General features: G+C 51.4%; 15 protein-coding genes. 6 read left to right on the forward strand and 9 right to left on the reverse strand.

Annotated features, from left to right (window positions below; all coding sequences use genetic code 11):
* Window positions 1-7: 7 nt before the first annotated feature.
* Genes argB through dut form a run of 3 tightly spaced genes read left to right on the forward strand, consistent with a single transcriptional unit; the run spans window position 8 to window position 1838 of the window.
* Window positions 8-880, forward strand: a complete 873-nt coding sequence (gene argB / locus LFE_RS01600; RefSeq protein WP_050989542.1) for an acetylglutamate kinase — start codon at window positions 8-10, stop codon at window positions 878-880.
* Window positions 877-1359: a hypothetical protein gene (locus LFE_RS01605; protein ID WP_014448533.1), complete on the forward strand. Its 483-nt coding sequence runs from the start codon at window positions 877-879 to the stop codon at window positions 1357-1359. Before argB ends, LFE_RS01605 begins: the two co-directional genes overlap by 4 nt.
* Entirely contained in the window at window positions 1356-1838 is a 483-nt protein-coding gene (dut, locus tag LFE_RS01610) for a dUTP diphosphatase (protein WP_014448534.1), read from the forward strand. The genes LFE_RS01605 and dut overlap by 4 nt, the downstream gene beginning before the upstream one ends.
* Here dut and LFE_RS01615 read toward each other — a convergent pair.
* The 3 genes from LFE_RS01615 to LFE_RS01625 form a co-directional block, all read right to left on the reverse strand.
* Complete coding sequence (locus tag LFE_RS01615; RefSeq protein ID WP_014448535.1) at window positions 1824-3149, reverse strand: HD-GYP domain-containing protein; 1326 nt, start codon at window positions 3147-3149, stop codon at window positions 1824-1826. The genes dut and LFE_RS01615 overlap by 15 nt on opposite strands.
* A gap of 430 nt (window positions 3150-3579) precedes the next feature.
* Entirely contained in the window at window positions 3580-5049 is a 1470-nt protein-coding gene (locus LFE_RS01620; RefSeq protein ID WP_014448536.1) for a TolC family protein, read from the reverse strand.
* Window positions 5046-9314 (reverse strand): efflux RND transporter permease subunit, encoded by a 4269-nt coding sequence (locus tag LFE_RS01625; RefSeq protein ID WP_014448537.1) that lies wholly within the window; start codon window positions 9312-9314, stop codon window positions 5046-5048. Before LFE_RS01625 ends, LFE_RS01620 begins: the two co-directional genes overlap by 4 nt.
* A 259-nt stretch (window positions 9315-9573) precedes the next feature.
* Here LFE_RS01625 and panC point away from each other — a divergent pair, with 259 nt between their 5' ends.
* Both panC and LFE_RS12825 read left to right on the forward strand, forming a co-directional pair.
* Window positions 9574-10410, forward strand: a complete 837-nt coding sequence (gene panC, locus LFE_RS01630) for a pantoate--beta-alanine ligase (protein WP_014448538.1) — start codon at window positions 9574-9576, stop codon at window positions 10408-10410.
* Window positions 10407-11711: a chorismate-binding protein gene (locus LFE_RS12825; protein WP_014448539.1), complete on the forward strand. Its 1305-nt coding sequence runs from the start codon at window positions 10407-10409 to the stop codon at window positions 11709-11711. Before panC ends, LFE_RS12825 begins: the two co-directional genes overlap by 4 nt.
* A 102-nt stretch (window positions 11712-11813) precedes the next feature.
* Here the strand turns inward: LFE_RS12825 and LFE_RS01640 are convergent, their stop codons facing one another.
* Window positions 11814-12962, reverse strand: coding sequence for a Fic family protein (locus LFE_RS01640; RefSeq protein ID WP_014448540.1), 1149 nt, complete (start codon window positions 12960-12962; stop codon window positions 11814-11816).
* Window positions 12963-13168: 206 nt separating this feature from the next.
* Between LFE_RS01640 and LFE_RS01645 the strand changes: the two genes are divergently transcribed.
* Window positions 13169-14074: an aminotransferase class IV gene (locus tag LFE_RS01645; RefSeq protein ID WP_014448541.1), complete on the forward strand. Its 906-nt coding sequence runs from the start codon at window positions 13169-13171 to the stop codon at window positions 14072-14074.
* Between the two features lie 17 nt (window positions 14075-14091).
* On the opposite strand, the gene LFE_RS01650 is transcribed toward LFE_RS01645, so the two are convergent.
* The 5 genes from LFE_RS01650 to LFE_RS01670 form a co-directional block, all read right to left on the reverse strand.
* Window positions 14092-15138, reverse strand: coding sequence for a YncE family protein (locus LFE_RS01650; RefSeq protein WP_014448542.1), 1047 nt, complete (start codon window positions 15136-15138; stop codon window positions 14092-14094).
* A gap of 60 nt (window positions 15139-15198) precedes the next feature.
* Complete coding sequence (locus LFE_RS01655) at window positions 15199-15660, reverse strand: hypothetical protein (protein ID WP_014448543.1); 462 nt, start codon at window positions 15658-15660, stop codon at window positions 15199-15201.
* A gap of 7 nt (window positions 15661-15667) precedes the next feature.
* Window positions 15668-16360 carry a TonB family protein gene (locus tag LFE_RS01660; RefSeq protein WP_014448544.1) on the reverse strand — a complete coding sequence of 231 codons (693 nt, stop codon included), beginning with the start codon at window positions 16358-16360 and terminating at the stop codon, window positions 15668-15670.
* Window positions 16357-16770: an ExbD/TolR family protein gene (locus tag LFE_RS01665; RefSeq protein WP_014448545.1), complete on the reverse strand. Its 414-nt coding sequence runs from the start codon at window positions 16768-16770 to the stop codon at window positions 16357-16359. Before LFE_RS01665 ends, LFE_RS01660 begins: the two co-directional genes overlap by 4 nt.
* Window positions 16771-16863: 93 nt before the next feature.
* Window positions 16864-17568, reverse strand: coding sequence for a MotA/TolQ/ExbB proton channel family protein (locus tag LFE_RS01670; RefSeq protein WP_014448546.1), 705 nt, complete (start codon window positions 17566-17568; stop codon window positions 16864-16866).
* Between the last annotated feature and the right edge of the window lie 143 nt (window positions 17569-17711).

A 17711-nucleotide genomic window follows, 5' to 3' on the forward strand; every position in this document is an offset into this window, starting at 1 on the left:
ACAAGAAATGATTTCAGCCCGAGGAGGTTCTTTGGAGGTCAATCAGGAGAAGGCTCGTGTTCTGATAGAGGCGTTGCCCTATATCCGGACGTTTTCCGGGAAGACGTTCGTGATCAAATACGGTGGCAGCACCAGAGCCGGAGGGGTGAGTGACAGCTCATTTGCGGATGATCTTGTTCTTTTGAGCCACATCGGCATTCGTCCTGTGGTTGTCCATGGGGGAGGTCCGGAGATTTCGGGTTGGTTGTCGAAGCTTGGCATCTCTTCGGTCTTTTCCGATGGAAGACGGATCACCGATGACGAGACGATGGAAGTTGTGGAAATGGTTCTTTCCGGTAAAGTGAACAGGGATCTTGTCACTCTGGTGCAAAAACGGGGAGGACGGGCAGTGGGGATTGCCGGAAGGGATGCGGGGCTTTTGATCGGAGAGCGTATTTCTGAAGGGGAGCTCGGAGCGGTCGGTCGGGTGATTTCTGTGAACACCGAAATTCTGGATCTTCTGGACCGCCACCGTTATACCACCATTGTGGCCCCTGTCGGGGTCGACAGGGACGGACAACCTTTGAATATCAACGCGGATGAGGTGGCTTCAGAGCTGGCGGGAGCATTGAAGGCTGAAAAACTGATCATGATGACCGATACACCGGGGGTTCTGGATAGCGGGAAGAATCTTTTGACCTCCCTTTCCCCCGAACAGGTCAAAAAACTGATGATCGACAAGACCATTCATGGAGGAATGGTTCCGAAGATGCAGGGATGTCTCAAGGCGATTGAGGCGGGAGTCGGGAAGGTTCATGTGATTGACGGTCGTGTTCCGCATGCACTGTTGCTTGAAATTTTTACGCCGGAAGGTGTCGGCACGGAGATTACCAGAGAATGAGCTGCAATCGTTTTTTACAGGTTTTATGCGGAGTTTTCATAAGTGCCTCTTTGACGGGGTTCTCCGGCTGCCATCCGGATGATCGCGAGGTGAAGGGGGTGACCGCCGTTGTCGCGGGTGTGGAGTGTCTGCCATTGTCCTCGGGCGGGAATCTTTTGGCGGTGCATCTTGACCTGAAAAGTGTAAGAAGGTCTGACGAGCAAATTCTGGGCTATCGGTTCCGGTCAGGTGGAGCCTCCTATCAGGAGGCTCTTCTTGGGACCCAGTTGAGGCAATCGTTGAGAGGCAAGGAACGGCATCTTGATCTTTCCGGCCTTCCTACCGTGATCAAGTCCAAAAGTCTTGTTGATGGTTGGGTCTTTTTTTCCAAAAATGGTCCGGGGACCATTCGTTTCCGTTTGAAGAATACCTATGGAAAACTCGAAGTATTGTCTGTTGGCGTTCCATCAGCACCTTGTCAGGGAGGAGCTGCATCTTGAGTTCCTTTCATCCTTCTCCGGAAGTGGAAATCTGTATTCTCGACAAGCGGCTTCTGGAATGGGGAATTCCTCGTTACCAAAGCGAGATGGCCGCTGCCATCGATCTTTTTGCCTGTATTTCCGAACCGGTCACACTCGCTGCCGGGTCATCGGCGATGCTTGTTTCCGCGGGTTTTTCTCTCTTCCTGAGAAACCCCCACCTTGCTGCAATGGTTCTTCCGAGATCGGGGCTTGGACACCGGTCAGGACTTGTTCTCGGAAATCTTGTCGGCTTGATCGATGCAGATTATCAGGGGCCGGTTATGGTGAGTGTCTGGAACAGAAATGGAGAAGGGAGTGTTCCGGTCACAATCATGCCGGGTGATCGGCTGGCGCAGATGATTTTTGTGCCGGTGGTTCGGCCTGTTTTTTCCGTTGTGGAGTCTTTTTCGGAGAAGACCGAAAGGGGATCCGGTGGTTTTGGATCAACCGGGGTCTGAAAGGGGATCCGGCAGTTCTCGGGCGTCTGTCCAGAGATGGAGATGTTCCCTTAGCTGAGTCCAGTCGATGCCCCATGCGGAATGATTGTGGGTTCGTGCCACAGGAGGGGGCGCTCCGGGAGACCATGTGATTTTTCTGGCGACAGGCTTCCTGAGATGCGCGCCGTTTTCGTCCTTCATCATCAGCAGGGAAAAATTCTGCTGATTTCTGTTGTCCTGGTCGATATGGTGTCTGATGACAACTCCCACCTCACCGCTGCCCAGTTCCAGAACGGACCCAATGGGATAGATCCCCATGGCTTTGATGACCTGTGCCACAAGCTGGGTATCAAGGGAATCCTGCGCCATCTGGGCGATGAGTTTCAGTGCTTTTGGTGGCGGCATTCCTGCCCGATAGGATCGGTCGGCAGTGAGTGCGTCAAAGGTGTCCAGGATCATGACCGCCCTTGTAATGGTATCTGTGGTAATGAATAACCTCTGGTCAGGATAGCCTTTTCCGTTTTTCCGGACATGATGCTCTCCAGCCACCTTGGCAACGATGGGAGGCAATCCGTTCCACGTCTTCAGAATTTCTTCTCCCACGCTCGGATGGGATTTGATGATGTCCCATTCCCCGAGGGTCAATGGCTCCTTTTTATGAAGGATCATGGCGGGGATGGAGCATTTTCCCATGTCGTGAAAAAGCCCGCACATCCCCCAGATGCCAACCTCCTCTTGCGGAACATTTTTGGTAATGGCCATGTAAATCGCCAAAAACATGGTGTTGACCGAATGGATATAGGTTTCGTCATCGGTGGACTGGAGGTGCGCCATAAAAAGAAGCGCGTCCGGATAGGATCTTCCGAGTCGGGCGACTTCATTCAACGCGTTTTTGTAGAAGGTGACATCGGATGCGCTGGGAGTGTCTTTTCCGTTTTTCAGGGACTGGAAGAGTTTTTTATATTGGTGAACGAGCCGGACGTGGGTGTCGGCCAAAAGGGAGGCTGCCTCAAACTCCGGGATCGTGACCTCTTCAAGCCGTTCGGAACTGTTCCAGTCGGGAGCATTGGATTCGTCTGACGATTTTTGCTGGTCGGCCTGTTCTTTCTGGGCGGGGTGCTGTTCCTTTTTTTCGGGATGCAGAAGCCTTGAGCGGGACAGGTCAACGGTCAGAAATTTGACCCCGGATGCTCTGAGGGCGTCTATTTCATCTTTTCTGTGAATAAAAAAACGATGGGTCATGAACGGTGTCTCGAGCCAGTTTTTGTCCATGCCGACGACATAGTGTCCTATGCGCAGATTCTCAATCGGTATGGAGATTTCTTTGCTCATCCGTATCAATCCTCGTTTTTTCAAGGGAAATATGACCCGAGAGAGGGAACATTTCCCACCACTACTTTCGTAGCGAGAGAATACACTGAATGATCCGGTATTCTCAATGGTTTTTTGAAAGGGTCCTTTTAGATTGGGCGTTTTTCCGGTCCCTGATCCGAAAAAACACACAACCGCCCTTTTGAAAAGAAAAAACGAAAGTCTAAAATGGCTTGATATTAAATTGATCAATGAGAATGGGAAAATTTTTATTGATCATCCTCAATTTAATCAATTTTCATAAATAAGATCAACCATTTTGTGAGAGTTCTGTTGAATGGAAAGCCGGATCTGTTCTGGATATAAGTATTATCAACGGTCGAAAGGGATAAAACCCCTTTCTCATCGCCTAATATTCTTATCGGTTTCATTGATAAAAAGGCTGAGAACACTATTTAGGTGGGGAAAATGTGAACATGGAGGGAGTGATCCGGTTGTCGACCGCCACGGGTTCACGGACAAGCTCGGGTGCTGATCCTGTGGCGGCCAGCAGGTCGAACTGGCTTTGGAGAAAGGATTCCGTTGCGTCGACGTATTTCAGTTGGGCGTGTACAAGATCGCGAAGACTGATGATGAGTTCAAGGGCATGATAGACACCCAGACGCACCCTTTTTCTCGAGGCCATGAATGTTTGCCGGGCAAGCCTGACATCGGATACGGCGATCCTTTCTTCGGAAAAGCTCTGGTTCAGGGATTCATATGACTGGCTGACCTGCCGGTGAACCAGAAGCCTGGTCCTTTCCAGCCTGCTGTCGGCCAGCTCTTTTTGCCTGTTTGTCAGAAGAATTCTGGCAGGATCGAGTATTCCCCCGGGTCCCACCGTCCATGAGGCAAAAAACAGGGTGGATCCATATCCTGTCAACGCATAGGGATCCGGACCGAGCTGACCGTTCAGCATCGTGACGCCAATCGTGGGCAAGAGAGGAGCATACAGCGCTTCGTTGATGCCTTGTCGGCCCTCTGTGACCTGATAATGGCGTTTTTGCAAAAGGGGCCGATTCTTGTCCGAGAGGGTTAAGAGAGGTTCCAGGCGGTTTGGCATCTGGATGAAGAGCCTGGGAAGAATAAAGGACTCCTGCGGAATGGGAAGTGTTTCCCGTCCGGTTCCTAAAAGTTGGGCCAGGCGGAACCCGGCGATATAGGTCAGCCGCTCTTCTTCCACCAGGGCTCTCGAGTCTCTCGTGACCTCGTGGGCGGCCCGGAGAAGGCCGACAATGCTCGCTCCCCCCAGCTCCATTAGTCTCTTTTCCTCTTTCAGGATCTGCGCCGATATGGCGACTGCCCTTTCCAGAACGTAAATTCTGGACAGAAGGGCGCTTTCTTCGAAGTAGAGCCTGGCGGCCTGGGCCGTTTTCTGGTTAATCGTTTCGGACAGCTGAGAGCGGGTTTCATCGATCCTGGTTGTCTTGATCAATGTCTGAAAGCCCGAGACGCCCGGGCTTGTGCTCAAAACTCCTCCCTGTTCGATCATCGTGTGTTGCTTCTGGATATTTTCAAATAATCCGCTCGAACTCTGGACCTCCCCATTGTAAGCCATGGTTCCCCCGTTGACGGTAAAAGACGGGAAAAAGCCCTCGATAGCCAGATCCCTGATGGCATAGGAAACGGCGAGTCTTTTTTTCTGGATCCTGATTTCCGGAGAGAGCTTGACCACCCGTTCAAGCACCTGAGAGATGGTGATGGGCAAGAGCCGGTATTGTGGTGAGGGGAAAATCGGAACCTTCGGGAGGTCTTCGATGTCCTGGTTGATGGAGGAGGTGGCCGCAATGGCTATGTTTTTGGAATGAAGGCCGGGCAATGGACAGGAGGAGATCAAGATCGAAAGGAGAATAAGCAAAATTCCTGGGACTGATCTGCTCATTTTTGAACTCCCGGCTCTTCCCGGACAATGGGGTGGTCTCCGGACAGGACCTGATGCTTGCCGGAGACAATGACCGCTTCCGATAGGTTCACTCCCTTCAGGATCTCAATGCTGACACCGTTGTCCTCTCCTGGAATGATGCGTCGCTCTTCAACTGAACCATCTTTTTTCAGTACATAAATAAACAGAAGGCCGTTTCTGGTCATGATGGCCGTATCGGGGATGGTCAGCCTGTTCTTGAGTGTATGGAGCAACAGGGAGACCCGTATGAACATTCCGGGTTTGAGCCGCTCGTTCCGGTTGTCGAAGATCGCCTCGACAGGCATCGTCTTGCTGTCTGGATTCAGTGCGTGGCTGACCAGGGCGATTTTGCCCGAAATGGGATGATCAGGGTCTTGTTTGACGATGATGAGGGCAGGGGTGCCGATCGTCACATCATCGACCGATGCTTGCGGAATATCAATTCTGACTCTCACTCTGGAGATGTCTTCAAGACGGAAAAGAGGGGTGTTGCTCCCTTTCTGTCCGACAAGGGCCCCCGGATCGACATACCTTCTGGTGATGATTCCTGAAAACGGAGCCCGTATGACGGAAAACTGGAGTTGTGTGACATCTTCCCTGAGATTGGCCAGGGCTGAGAGATAAAGATTCTGGGCCTGATCGACCTCTTCTCTCGAGATCAGGTCGGGAGATTCCTTGAGGGTTTGCCTGAAGCGGTTCAAAAGGGTCAGTCGGTACTGATAATTGGCCAGTGCTCGCATGAAGTGTGTTCTCAGTTCGGGAATGTCGATCTGGGCAAGAATGTCATTTTTCCGGACACTTGACCCGATGTCGACCGAGACGGTTTTCAGGTATCCCAGAACCTGCGGATGGATTTCGGTCGACTGGTAGGATGTGACCGTTCCCGGGAGCCTGATGGAAACGGGAAGATCCGTGATGGTGGGATGAGTCACAAGGACTGTTGCCCTTGATCCCTCTATCGTGACCAGCTTGTCCTTTCGGGGAGTCTGGTGGCAGGAAACCAGAAATGGCATGAGAAAAAGCACAAGAAGGATCGATCGTAACGGAGTGTTGATCATGTTTTGGCCTTTATGGGTGGTGATGAATTGTTCTGTTTTCTTTAAAAAGAGAAAAGAGAGGACAGGAATCAAAAAGAGCGTCAGGGGAGTGGCGACAAGAAGTCCTCCGATAACGGACCTTGCCAGGGGAAGGGTGTTCTCGGATCCGACGCCAAAGCGGATGGCGACGGGGATCATGGCTGTAATGGCCGACAGGCTTGTGATCAGGATCGGCCGGATCCTTTCCCTGGACCCCCTCAGGATGGACTCCCTGAGGGGGATTCCCTCGTTGACGTACCGAAGGTAGCGGTTGACGAGAAGGATGCTGTTCGACGCGACAATACCGATCGTCATGAAGATCCCCATGATCGAAACAAGATTCAGGGAGGAATGGAGGATGCCAAGAAGGGCCATGCTGCCAATGATACCGAGAGGGACAACGCCGAGAACAATCAGGGGAGCGATGAAAGAACGGTAAAAGACAAGGAGAAGAAGGAAAAGGAAAAAGACTGCCAGCAGTATGCCTTTCGAAAGATTGGAAAAGGCATGCCTTATATGGGTCGTCATACCCACAAAACGGATGTGGATTCCGGGGGGTGTGGATGTGTTCTTTAACAGCTGGTTGATCCTGTCGGAAATCTGGATGGACTCTCCCGGGGAAGGCGCAACCAGAACATCTATGGCCCGGTCCAGACGATCGTGATCGATCTCTTCGGGGATATCCTGATGGGTAACCCGTGCGAGCTCTCCGAGATAGGTGATGCTTCCTTTCTGGGTGTGGGCTACGGGAAGATTGGTCAGGTCTTCCATTCTCGTAAACTTTTCCGGCGGGTACATGACGGAAAGGTAGTAGAAGAATCCGGTTACGGGGTCGATCCAGGGAATGGGCCGGATCGCGTTATTGGAGTTCAGGCTGACCTGAACATTCTTCGCAACCTCGTCTTCTTCTGTTCCGAGGATCTTTCCAAGCGTCCGGTCGACCTCGATCTTCAGGGCCGGGTAATGGGGGCGTTGAAAGACATTGGAGGACAGGACTCCGGGAAGACCCCTTACTTTTTCCGCCAAACGTTTGGCATAAAGCATGCTGTTTTGGTAATGGTCTCCATGAATTTCGATGATCACAGGAGTGATTCTGCCCCGGGAAAGAAGATCCTGGACGATTCCGCTGGCCTTGAAGAGGAAAATGGTGTTTTCAAAGTGCTTTCGCAGAATGGGCTCAAGATGTCTGATCGCCTGGGCAGTCGAATAGTGGCGATGATTTTTGGAGACCAGCGCGACATCGATAATGGCCGTATCCGTTCCGGCATTGGGGTTGAAAATCGATGACCACCCTGCCTTGATGCCGATATTGGAGACGATCGCCGTGACGGTGTTCCCGGGAAGGGATTTCCGTATCAGATGATCGATGGCGATCGATTCCTTCCGGGATACGGAAAGGCGTGACCCGCCCGGAAAATGGACAAAGATCCTGAACTGGCCGGCGTCGACCTCGGGATAAAGGCTCTGCGGAACCGAGCGCCCAAGAGGGAGGATCAGAAGAAGGATCATGGTAATGAAAAGAAGGGTTCTCGCCGGATGCAAGAGCAGGTGGTCAAGAAAGACCCTATAACGGTCAAAGACTTTTTCGAGGTAGAGTGGAAGAGGGGGGACGATCTTGTCTTTTTTGGGCTTCCCGTACCGGTGTGCCAGGATGACAAGCCAGGGAATCAGGAGCAGTGAGAGGATTACGCTGACGAGATTCGCGCCGATGACCGAGATTCCGAGTGGCCAGAACAGGAAATGGACGAGTCCTCCCAGAAAAAGAAGCGGAAAGAACACAACGATCATGGCAAGTGTGGCCATCACTGTCGGTCGCAGAATGGGGACAAGTCCGGCCATGATGGCCGACGGTGCGGATCCTTCCTCGGGTTCGTGGGACTTGAGACTTTCGACGACCAGGACAAGATGGTCGATCATTGGTCCCACGGCAATGGCAAGTCCCCCCAATGTCATGATGTTGAGCGTTTCTCCGGAGAAGTGGAGAAAGGTCAGGTCGGCCAGGTAGGCGATCGGGAGAGCGATGACCCCAAGAAGGGCCTGCCTGAACTCTCCCAGAACCAGAAAAATCAGTATTCCCGATGTCAGTATTCCTAGGAACGCCTCTCTCATGAGGGAGGAAAGGGCCTCTTTGGTATAGATGGTCTGATCGAACAAAATTCTGGTCTTGACCTCCGCCGGAACCTTGTCGAGATGTGGCAGCGCCTGTTTGATCCGGGAGATCACATCGAGGGCGCTGTATCCGCTTTCCCGATAGATCGGAAGGATGACTGACGGAACGCCGTCGACCAATACCATGTTTTCCTGGGGAGCGAAGGAGTCTTCGATTGATGAGACGTCCCTCACAAAAACGGGAACTCCATGAGAAAGCCTGATGGGAATTTCTCCCAGGGCAGAAAGATCAGGTGCCTGATTGTTGAACTGGGTCAGGTAGTTGAGCTCTCCTATGCGGATATTTCCGGTGGGGATAAGAAGATTCTGGCGATAGATCGCATTGACAACATCAAGGGGGGTCAGTTTTCGGTTGATGAGCCGTTCCGGATGAAGGTACATATTGATCTGCCGGACCTTTCCTCCGAAAATGGGGGGAGATGATACCCCTTCTATACCGCCCAGCTGGGGACGGACGACATTGGTTGCCAGGTCATACAGTCGCGCCTGGCTGATGGAGTCCGATGTCAGGAGAATATGGCAGAGAGGGACATTAGAATAGCTGTAGGATACGACCATGGGCGAAGCCGTTCCGGGGGGCAGAAACGGCAGTATGGAGAGGGAAAGTTCATTGATTTCGGAAACAGCCTGCCCGATGGGAACCTGGCTGTGAAAAATGATTTTGACGAGACTGATGCCGTTCAGGGAGCGGGAGTGGATGGACTCCACATCTCCCGCCATGGTGAACTGCCTCTCGAGGATAGACGTAATATTCCGTTCGATGAGGGAGGAGTTCATCCCCGGGTAAAATGTCGCCACCATCACCACCGGGATGGGGATCGAGGGGAAGATATCCCGGGGAATCTGCCGGATGGACAGAAAGCCGAAGACGATCACTCCCATGAGCATGGCAATCAGGGGGTAGGGATTTTCAAGATTGCCCTGGGTCATGCGGTGGAGCAGACCTTGGGTATTCAATTGTCCTGACGGTCTGTTGTCCTGCGCCTTATGATCTGACATCTTTGCTCCGGGTGATCGGATTTCCATTAGTTGTTTGAGAACACGATCAGGCATCCAGAGGTTTTTCCGGGAAAGGCACCGTGTCGGAGGGCATCTGGAGGGGCCGAAAAAGAGATCGATCAAATCCCTTTTCCGGCTCCTCCAGAGCGTGATGGGGGATGGTAGTGCATATTCTGAATGGAAATCCTTTCCTGTGCAAGAGGATGTTCAGGAGAATCAGGATTGATGGACAGGCGAGGATCTTTTAGGAGGAGGAGTTGTGATACATGTCAGCAGTCTGGATGAACTGAAAGAAGCCCTGTCGTCCGAAAGTGACCACCCATTGGCGCTGGTGCCAACGATGGGAGCCCTTCATTCTGGACACGTAGAACTTGTACGGCATGCGAAATCAAGAGGTTTCCATGTGGCTCTTTCCATATTCGTCAATCCGATGCAATTTGGTCCTGGTGAAGATCTTGAGCGGTATCCCAGACCCCTTTCGGCCGATCTGGATTTATGCCAGAAAGAGGGTGTTTCGCTTGTTTTTACTCCCAATGTTTCGGAAATGGTTTCGGAGAACTCCTCGATCAGGGTGAGCCATCCCGTCGGCAGCCTCTATTGCGGGGCCTATCGACCCGGCCATTTTGACGGGGTCCTGACCATTGTTGCAAAACTCTTCCACCTGTTTTCTCCCGATATTGCAGTGTTTGGACAGAAAGACCGGCAACAGCTTTTTCTGATCGAACGGATGGTGGCAGAGCTTGATTTTCCCTTGAAAATTGAATCGGTGAAGACGGTCCGGGAATATGACGGACTCGCGAAAAGTTCCCGCAATCGATACCTTTCGGAGAGTGAACGCCTCATTGCTCCATTTCTGTATGGCCGTCTTCTGAAAGCCAAAGAAGAAGGCGTTCCCAAAAATCACTCGGATCAGCAGGCCTGGCTGCAGGAAATCTCGAAAAATTTGTCCACTCTTGGTTTTCGTCCGGACTATGTCTCATTGGTCGACCGGGAAACCTTTCTTCCGCCAACCCGGGATTCGTCCGGCCTGATCCTTCTGGCGGCGGCCTGGCTTGGGAAAACCCGTTTGATCGACAATCTGGAGATGGATGAATGACGGAATGGGGGGACACTTCTTACCATGTTCTGGAAGATGTTCCTTTTTTTCCGGAAAAATGGCTTTTTCATCTGAGAAGCCTTTTTCCATCCTCTCCAGTGGCTCATTTTCCCCGTGAGAAAAACTGGGGATGGAGCTTCATTCCATGGGGACTCTCACCTCTTGATCATCAGGAGATGCTGTCGGTTTTCCGGAAGCCTCTTGCGAGGGAAAAGAAAACCCCTGATCCGGAGAGGCCTTTATTTTCCGATGGCTATGTTTTTCTGATGCCATTCACGGGAATCGATCCGGATGATCTTTCAAAGACTATTGTCTGCCATTACCGGTCATCGGTCTGTTATGAGCACCGTACACGACGTCTTTTTATCCCGCTCTCCCTTTATGACCTGGCAAAACAGGCCGGATGCTGGGATGAGGGTGCTCTTCCCGGACATTCTCTTCCCCGGATTGTTCTGTCTCCCTCCATCTCTCGAGAGAGGTATCGGGAAAATGTCCTGAAAGTTCTTTCCGGGATCCGGGAAGGGCGGTTTTATCAGGTCAATCTGGCAATCGATTTTTGCGGTGAGGATCTGGGCCTCGATCCGGTGGTTTTGAATGATCTTCTTTTGAAGGCTAACCCATCTCCGGGATCGGCCGTGTATATTGGACAGTCAAGATGGATAGTCTCAAATTCTCCTGAGCGACTGTTTTGCTTGTCAGAAGGGACGATTACGACATCTCCCATTGCAGGGACCCTTCCACTTCGGGAAGAGAAGCCCCAAAACGAGAGTGCCCACGGGAATCGCTCGGGCGAGGAGATCTTCAGGGGGGACCCCAAAGAGCATGCGGAGCATGTCATGACAGTTGATCTTCTGAGAAATGATCTGGGCCAAATCTGCCGCCCTTCGAGCATTCATCTGCCCCGTTTCCTGGGGGTCGAGCGCTACAGACATCTTTGGCATCTGGTCTCGGATGTGAAAGGTGACCTGATTCCTGGTCTTGGTCTGGGGGAGATTCTGGGCGCCATGATGCCCGGTGGGTCCGTCACAGGGGCTCCAAAGCGGGCAGTAACAAAGGAGATTATGGAGCTTGAGGGGAGCCCTCGCGAATATTATTGCGGAAGCCTCGGACTTTTTGATCCTGAAAGAGGTTTGGCGGATTTCAATTTACTGATTCGCACGGTTTTTCAGGAGAATGGTCGTATCCGCATTCCGGTTGGATCAGGGTTGGTGGCAGATTCGGATCCTGAGAGGGAGTATGAAGAAATTCTTGCGAAACTTCGAGTGATTTCAGATGTTTTGGAGGGCGCGACGCCCCAATAAGCCTTTCTGCTATTTTTCTATGACCCCTCCCTCTGACCATGGGGGTTCGAGGTGAGGAGATTGTGGCGGGAATAGGGGATTCCCATGATTCATTGGAGGTTGTCAGATGTTTCCAAACAGGTCTATGTACTCTCCATAACGAAACTGTCGATTGCGTACGTTTCCTGTGATTTCTCTAAGAAGATTATGTGTGACAAAACGTTTCATTAAATTGTTGGCTGCAGTGAAGCTTGCTCCTGTTACCGTTACGATATCCTGAACATCGATAATGGGATGCGAATAGAGGTATTCCAGTACCTTATTTCCATTAGCGGTTGAGCCTCCAAAACACTCAATGATCATTTCTCGGTGTTTTTCCCGTAACGCGACAATTTGTCGGGCAGTCTCGGTGGCCTCATGGGAGACTTCTCCAACGGCGACAAGAAAAAACTTTAACCAGCTTTCCCAATCCCCTTCATCCCGAATTTTCTGAAGGAGATCGTAATATTGTTCCCGGTGTTTTTTAAAGTAATGAGAAAGGTAAAGGACTGGGCGTTGGAGAATGCCGCGTTCGCAAAAAAGAAGTGTGATCAGCAATCTTCCTATACGTCCATTGCCGTCAAGAAACGGGTGGATGGTTTCGAATTGGGCATGTGCCAATCCAATTTTTATCAGATCTGGAAGTTGCTCTTCACTATGAAGAAATTGCTCAAGATTCGAAAGCGCATCCGGTACGATTTCGGGAGGGGGAGGAACAAAGGTTGCTTCGTGGAGGGTGCAACCGCCAGGACCAATCCAGTTTTGACTACGCCGTAGCTCTCCTGGCTGACGATCTGCCCCTCGCACATTGACGAGCAATTTTTGATGGATCACTTTTATGAGCCGGACAGAAACGGGCAGTTCCTTTAAACGTGAAAGTCCAAGGTTCATGGCTCCGATATAATTGATGACTTCATCGACATCTTTCGGACGCCGGGAGCTGAACACCTGTGCTTCCGCTTCAAGAACATCATCAAGAGAGCTCTGAGTTCCTTCTATTTGACTTGATAAGACCGCTTCTTTGCGTATGTACATGAACACAAAAAGGTCTGGATCAGGGAGTGTCTGGATGGACCCATCAAGCCGTCCGATCGCACGGTCTGCGAAAGAACCAGCGGTCAGGATTTCATGATCCATCACAATACCTGGATCTGGCGGAAGAAATTTTGGAATAAAGGCTTTATAGCCTTTTAGTTGATGGATATATTGGCCAGCACGACCTATTTTTTTCATCGGATACTCTTATTTGGAATGTCTGTACCTTGGAAGTCAATCGACTCCATATTAAAGGCATGGTGCAATATGGAAGTCAATCGACTCCATATTAAAGGATTCGTTTAATATGGAACGGACTCTGGCCTGTATCTTTCCTGAAAGACACGGCCCTGTTCTGGAATTCTCCTGGTGTCCGGTCGGATCTGGCCATTTGGGGGGAAGGGGTGAGATATTCTGGAGAAAGGGAAAAAGAATTGCTGATGCTTAAAAACAATAAACTGCTGGACTCTTCCCAAGTGCATGTTTCAGCAATGGATCCGGCTTTTTTATATGGGGAGTCCCTTGTCACGACCGTTGGCGTGACAAGAGGGCATCCGGAGTTTCTAGACCGTCATCTCGACAGAATCCTGCAAATGGCCAACTCGCTTGACTGGAGCTTTATCCCCTCCCGGGGAGATCTTCTTCATGGAGTCTCGCTGCTGCTTGAAAATCTGGAGTCTCCTCCCAAACTATTGAGAATCACCATGACCCCGGGCGCGCTTCGGGAAGTTTCTCTGACCGGAAAGCCGTCTGTTCAGGGTGACTGGTTTATTTTTCCTGTTTTTCGGAACGATCCTCCAAAATCGGATTGGGAACAGGGAGTTGATGTCGCTCTGGCACCCGATCCGCTTCTCCTGTCTGGAGACCCCCGTGGAAGGTTGAAAACAGGCAATCTTCTCCTGTCTGCCCATCTCGCGCGGAGAAAGTCGAAGGGAGTTTATGAGTGGATCCTGAAGGGGAGGACTGGAAGGCTTCTCGAGGGGGCTGTCTCGAATGTGTTCTTTATCCGTGATGACGGAACGGTTTTCACCGCTCCTGAGCGATGGGGAATCCTTCCCGGGGTGATCCGTTGTGTTGTTCTGGAAGAATGGAAAAAGGAAGGGCGCATTCTCAGGTGGTCCGCCCCGAAATCATCAGAGCTCGGTCAGGTGAAGGGAATCTTTCTGACGAATTCCTACCTGAAGGTGATGCCGGTTGCCAGGCTTCTTGATGAAAAGGGAGGCGTTCTCTGGGAGGGTTCTCCTTCATGGCTGAAAGAGGAAATCCTCCCATTGAGGGAGCGGATCGAGATCCGTTCTGCTCGGGAATAAGCGGGATTCTATCAGGATCACTGGATTTTCATGATCCGCAGAACAGGCTTTCCCGATATTTCCTGAAGGGGAAGATAGACCAGGCCAGTTTGAGGATCAATCGCCACAGTATGGGCGCGATAGGCAACATACTGCTCGCCCGATTTTTTCCAACCGAAAGTCCCCCGAGAAAAGACACTGACGGTTCCCGATTCTGAGGCGACAACCAGATGACCCCTTTTGGAGTCGAGACTCAGGACGTCAGGATCAGTTCCCACCGAAAATCGGTTTTGAAGCTTCCCGCTCGGAAGGCTCATGATCAGAAGAGTGGCATTTTCCTGGCAGAGAATGAAGAGCTGTTTCCCGTCCGGGCTGATCCGTTCTCCATGAGGTTTGCAGCCTTTCTCAACAGGGATCTTCCTGATGAGCTTCATGGTATGAGGGTCGATGACCGCGACCAGATCCTCTTTTTCTCCTGAAACGGTTGAGTAAATCCGGTGATCCTTTGGATTGTAGCGGGTGTTGCCCACCTCTCCCGGCAAAGAAAGTGTCAAGACCGATGGGTGGGATCCGACTCCGACTGAGGTCACGGCATGGCCGGTTTCATCCGAGATGAAGACCCGGTTGTCCTGAGGGTCAAAGGCGAGACCATCCGGGTGGTGCCCTGACGGGAACCTTCTGGTGATGGTCAGATTTTGGGAACGAATTTCAAAAAGTTGGTCAACTCCGGTTGCCGTCGCATAAATGGCGCCTTTCTCAGGAATGGCGATGACGCCATGGATATTGGGGATCTTGTGTATTTCCCTGATGACTTTTCGGTGGATAAGGTCGATGACCAGAAGAGAGTTGTCTCCCAGATGGGCGATGAGAAGACGATGCTTTTTTTGATCGATGGAGGTGTAGTCGAGCCGCGTGGCTTTTCCGGGAAGGGGGATATCCTGAATTTCTAAAAGAGGATTTCGGGACGTGGAAGTACTGTCCCCGCTGGCCGATATGGGTGGTGAGAGGATGATCGCAAAAAAAAGAATCAATAGGGTATGGGCAAGAGGAAAAGATTTGAGGATTGGTCGTTTTTTCGTCGCCATTGAACCCTTTCTGAAAAATTCAGGAAAAAGGAAGAGGTCCGGAACCGGAATTGAGATTTCTCAAGAGGGGCAGTCTTCTGGAAGGAAGAGCTCCCGATGGCCGCGGGAAAGCCCCCTCGCCCATGTATTCATCGGTAAGAACACCCCGTTATGGTCCGTTTGCCAAACGGCGCTTCTGGTGAGGAAAGTCGCAAGCTCTGATATGGGAGCATCGCATTTTTTCACCAGGGGAAGGTCAAAACGGATCTTGACGGTTATCGGATCCTGGGGATCGGGATGATCGATCTCGATTGCGGTAATGGAAAGACCGTAATGTTTGAAGACTTTTTTCAGTCCCATGCTGTCATTTGGTCCCGGCAACATGCTCAGAATAACCGAATTGTCCTCTTTTTTCTTTTTAGGCTCCGAACCATCAGCTGTTTGGCCTGTATCCGTCCCCGGAGGGGGGTTGTCCTGAGCATGGGCAACCGTCGTGAGAAGCAATGCAAAAAAAAGGAGAAAAAAAATGGCTGATCGTTTCATCGGCGACCTAGCTGTTCTGGATCCGGAACCGGAAGTTTAGCTGGAACTGCCCTTCGACAGGGTTCCCCTTGTATGTGGCAGGGGCAAACTTCAAGGTTTTCAGGATCCCCAGGGAGACGTGGTTGATGTCGTCATAGACGGACGGTATGAGCAGCTTGTAATGGGAGATGGCTCCTTTGGGATCGACCCAGACTTCGATGACGACATCGCCTTCTTCATCGGAATCTTTCATCTTCTGGGTGTAGAAATTGGAGGTGTCGACCTTCGTCAAAAGCTGAGGAGAAATAAAGTCCGAAGGTGTGCCCTTCGCCGGCGCCGCGGATCCCCATCCCAAAGAGACCTCGTTTCCGACAGAGGCCACCAGCTGATTTTCCGATGTGGCATTTGCGGCTGGAAGAACGGGAGGTGTGGCCTTCGGTTGGGGGTGGACCCTCCGGACCACTTTTTTGATCTGGTGGGGAACCGGTTTCGGGGGAGTCGGTTTGGCGATCGGTTTTGGTGGAGCGGGAGGATGGGTCAGTGTGATCCGGATTGGTTCCGTCTTTTTATCGGGGATCTCGACGGAAGGAGTCACATGGATGGCGAGCAAAAGCCCTCCTTCCATCAGGATGACAAGAAAGAGGAGTCCATAGAGTCTGAGTGTCGGATTTTCAAGATAGTCTGAAAAAGCGGACTGTTTCGTTCCGGAAAGGGTACTCATTGTTCTTGTGTCCTGATGGAGAGATTGTCAAAACCCAATGTGTTGCAGAGATTCATGACACTGACCAGGGCCTGGAGATGGGAGTCCTTGTCTCCGCTGATAATGATCTGCTCCTTGACCGATGGATCTTTGGCGATGGCTGCGAGATCGCTTTTCAGCTGGTCTTTTGTCACAGGTGTCTTGTCGAGATAAAGCGCGCCGTTCTCCGTGATGGAAATATTCAGCGTCTTGATCTCTTTTTTGATGGGCTGGGTTGCCGCCTTGGGGAGATTGAGCGTAACTCCATTCAGTTTGATCAAAGAGATGGAGATGAAGATGAATACGACGAGCAGAAAGAACATGATATCAATCATCGGTATCAGTTCGATCCTGGCGCGTTCTTCTTCGGGATGGTCCGAAAAGAGTCTCATGAGGTGCTCCTGGTGAAAAAGTGAATGTTCCCGGAACGGTTGATTGTTACATCCCGATGAAAAACGATTTTCATCGGGATCAGGTGTCTGCGTTTATTTGGCAACGGTGGCCGCTCTCGAGATGGTTGAGGGACTTCTCTCTGCGGATAATGTCTGCATGCGTTCTCCGGAAGGAACCAGCCTCAGCCTGTCCTGAAGAAGAAACAGGAGTCGGGCAGACGATTCGATGGAATTCCGGATTTCCCGGATCATGGTGTTCAACAGGTTGTAGAACCCCAGAGAAACGATTGCGATGACCAGTCCGGTGGCGGTTGCGATCAAGGCTTCTGCAACTCCGCCGGTGATCTGGGCAGGTTTTCCGAGGCCGGAGACAGACATCACGTGAAAAGAGCCGATGATGCCCATGATGGTTCCCAAAAGACCGAGAAGGGGCGCCATGGTAATGGTGGTGTCCAGAAGCCACATTCTCTGCTTGAGTCCTTTTTCTTCGATCAGGGCTTCGGCTTCGACCAGGTGCTCGAGGTCGCCTGAGGCTGTTTTGTGATCGAGGAAAAGTGCCAGGATCTTGCCGAGGATGAGGTGTGCTCTCTGCGCTTCTTCCAGAAGTCTTCTGATCTCGACGATTTCTGATTCTCCCTTGCTGCCTTTTCTGAGAACCGAAAGGATCCTCTCTGTTCCAGTTTTTTCCCGGTTGAGATAAAAGAAACGTTCGATGATGACGGCAATGGCGATGGCGGACATGGGGATCAAGAGGTACATGATGGGTCCGCCCCTTAAGAGGTAATTGAGTGCATCCATGGTCTGGCTCCTTTTGAGATGTGTGTTTGTTCTTTCGAAGTAGTCTTAATCATTCCCACTTGGATTGTTTCATGCCAATGTGACCCCAAGGTAAAAATTTGATGAACGGCCTGTCACAGAGAATTGGGAGGGGGGAAATTTGG

Source organism: Leptospirillum ferrooxidans C2-3, from assembly GCF_000284315.1.
GTDB lineage: Bacteria > Nitrospirota > Leptospirillia > Leptospirillales > Leptospirillaceae > Leptospirillum > Leptospirillum ferrooxidans.

What these genes read in the sequence shown, in the direction of transcription:
- LFE_RS01625 (WP_014448537.1), bottom strand. Translation starts at nt 9,314, where the DNA reads ATGTCAGATCATAAGGCGCAGGACAACAGACCGTCAGGACAATTGAAT.
- LFE_RS01660 (WP_014448544.1), bottom strand. Translation starts at nt 16,360, where the DNA reads ATGAGTACCCTTTCCGGAACGAAACAGTCCGCTTTTTCAGACTATCTT.
- LFE_RS01655 (WP_014448543.1), bottom strand. Translation starts at nt 15,660, where the DNA reads ATGAAACGATCAGCCATTTTTTTTCTCCTTTTTTTTGCATTGCTTCTC.
- LFE_RS01650 (WP_014448542.1), bottom strand. Translation starts at nt 15,138, where the DNA reads ATGGCGACGAAAAAACGACCAATCCTCAAATCTTTTCCTCTTGCCCAT.
- LFE_RS01620 (WP_014448536.1), bottom strand. Translation starts at nt 5,049, where the DNA reads ATGAGCAGATCAGTCCCAGGAATTTTGCTTATTCTCCTTTCGATCTTG.
- LFE_RS01665 (WP_014448545.1), bottom strand. Translation starts at nt 16,770, where the DNA reads ATGAGACTCTTTTCGGACCATCCCGAAGAAGAACGCGCCAGGATCGAA.
- LFE_RS01670 (WP_014448546.1), bottom strand. Translation starts at nt 17,568, where the DNA reads ATGGATGCACTCAATTACCTCTTAAGGGGCGGACCCATCATGTACCTC.
- LFE_RS01605 (WP_014448533.1), top strand. Translation starts at nt 877, where the DNA reads ATGAGCTGCAATCGTTTTTTACAGGTTTTATGCGGAGTTTTCATAAGT.
- LFE_RS01640 (WP_014448540.1), bottom strand. Translation starts at nt 12,962, where the DNA reads ATGAAAAAAATAGGTCGTGCTGGCCAATATATCCATCAACTAAAAGGC.
- LFE_RS12825 (WP_014448539.1), top strand. Translation starts at nt 10,407, where the DNA reads ATGACGGAATGGGGGGACACTTCTTACCATGTTCTGGAAGATGTTCCT.
- argB (WP_050989542.1), top strand. Translation starts at nt 8, where the DNA reads ATGATTTCAGCCCGAGGAGGTTCTTTGGAGGTCAATCAGGAGAAGGCT.
- LFE_RS01615 (WP_014448535.1), bottom strand. Translation starts at nt 3,149, where the DNA reads ATGAGCAAAGAAATCTCCATACCGATTGAGAATCTGCGCATAGGACAC.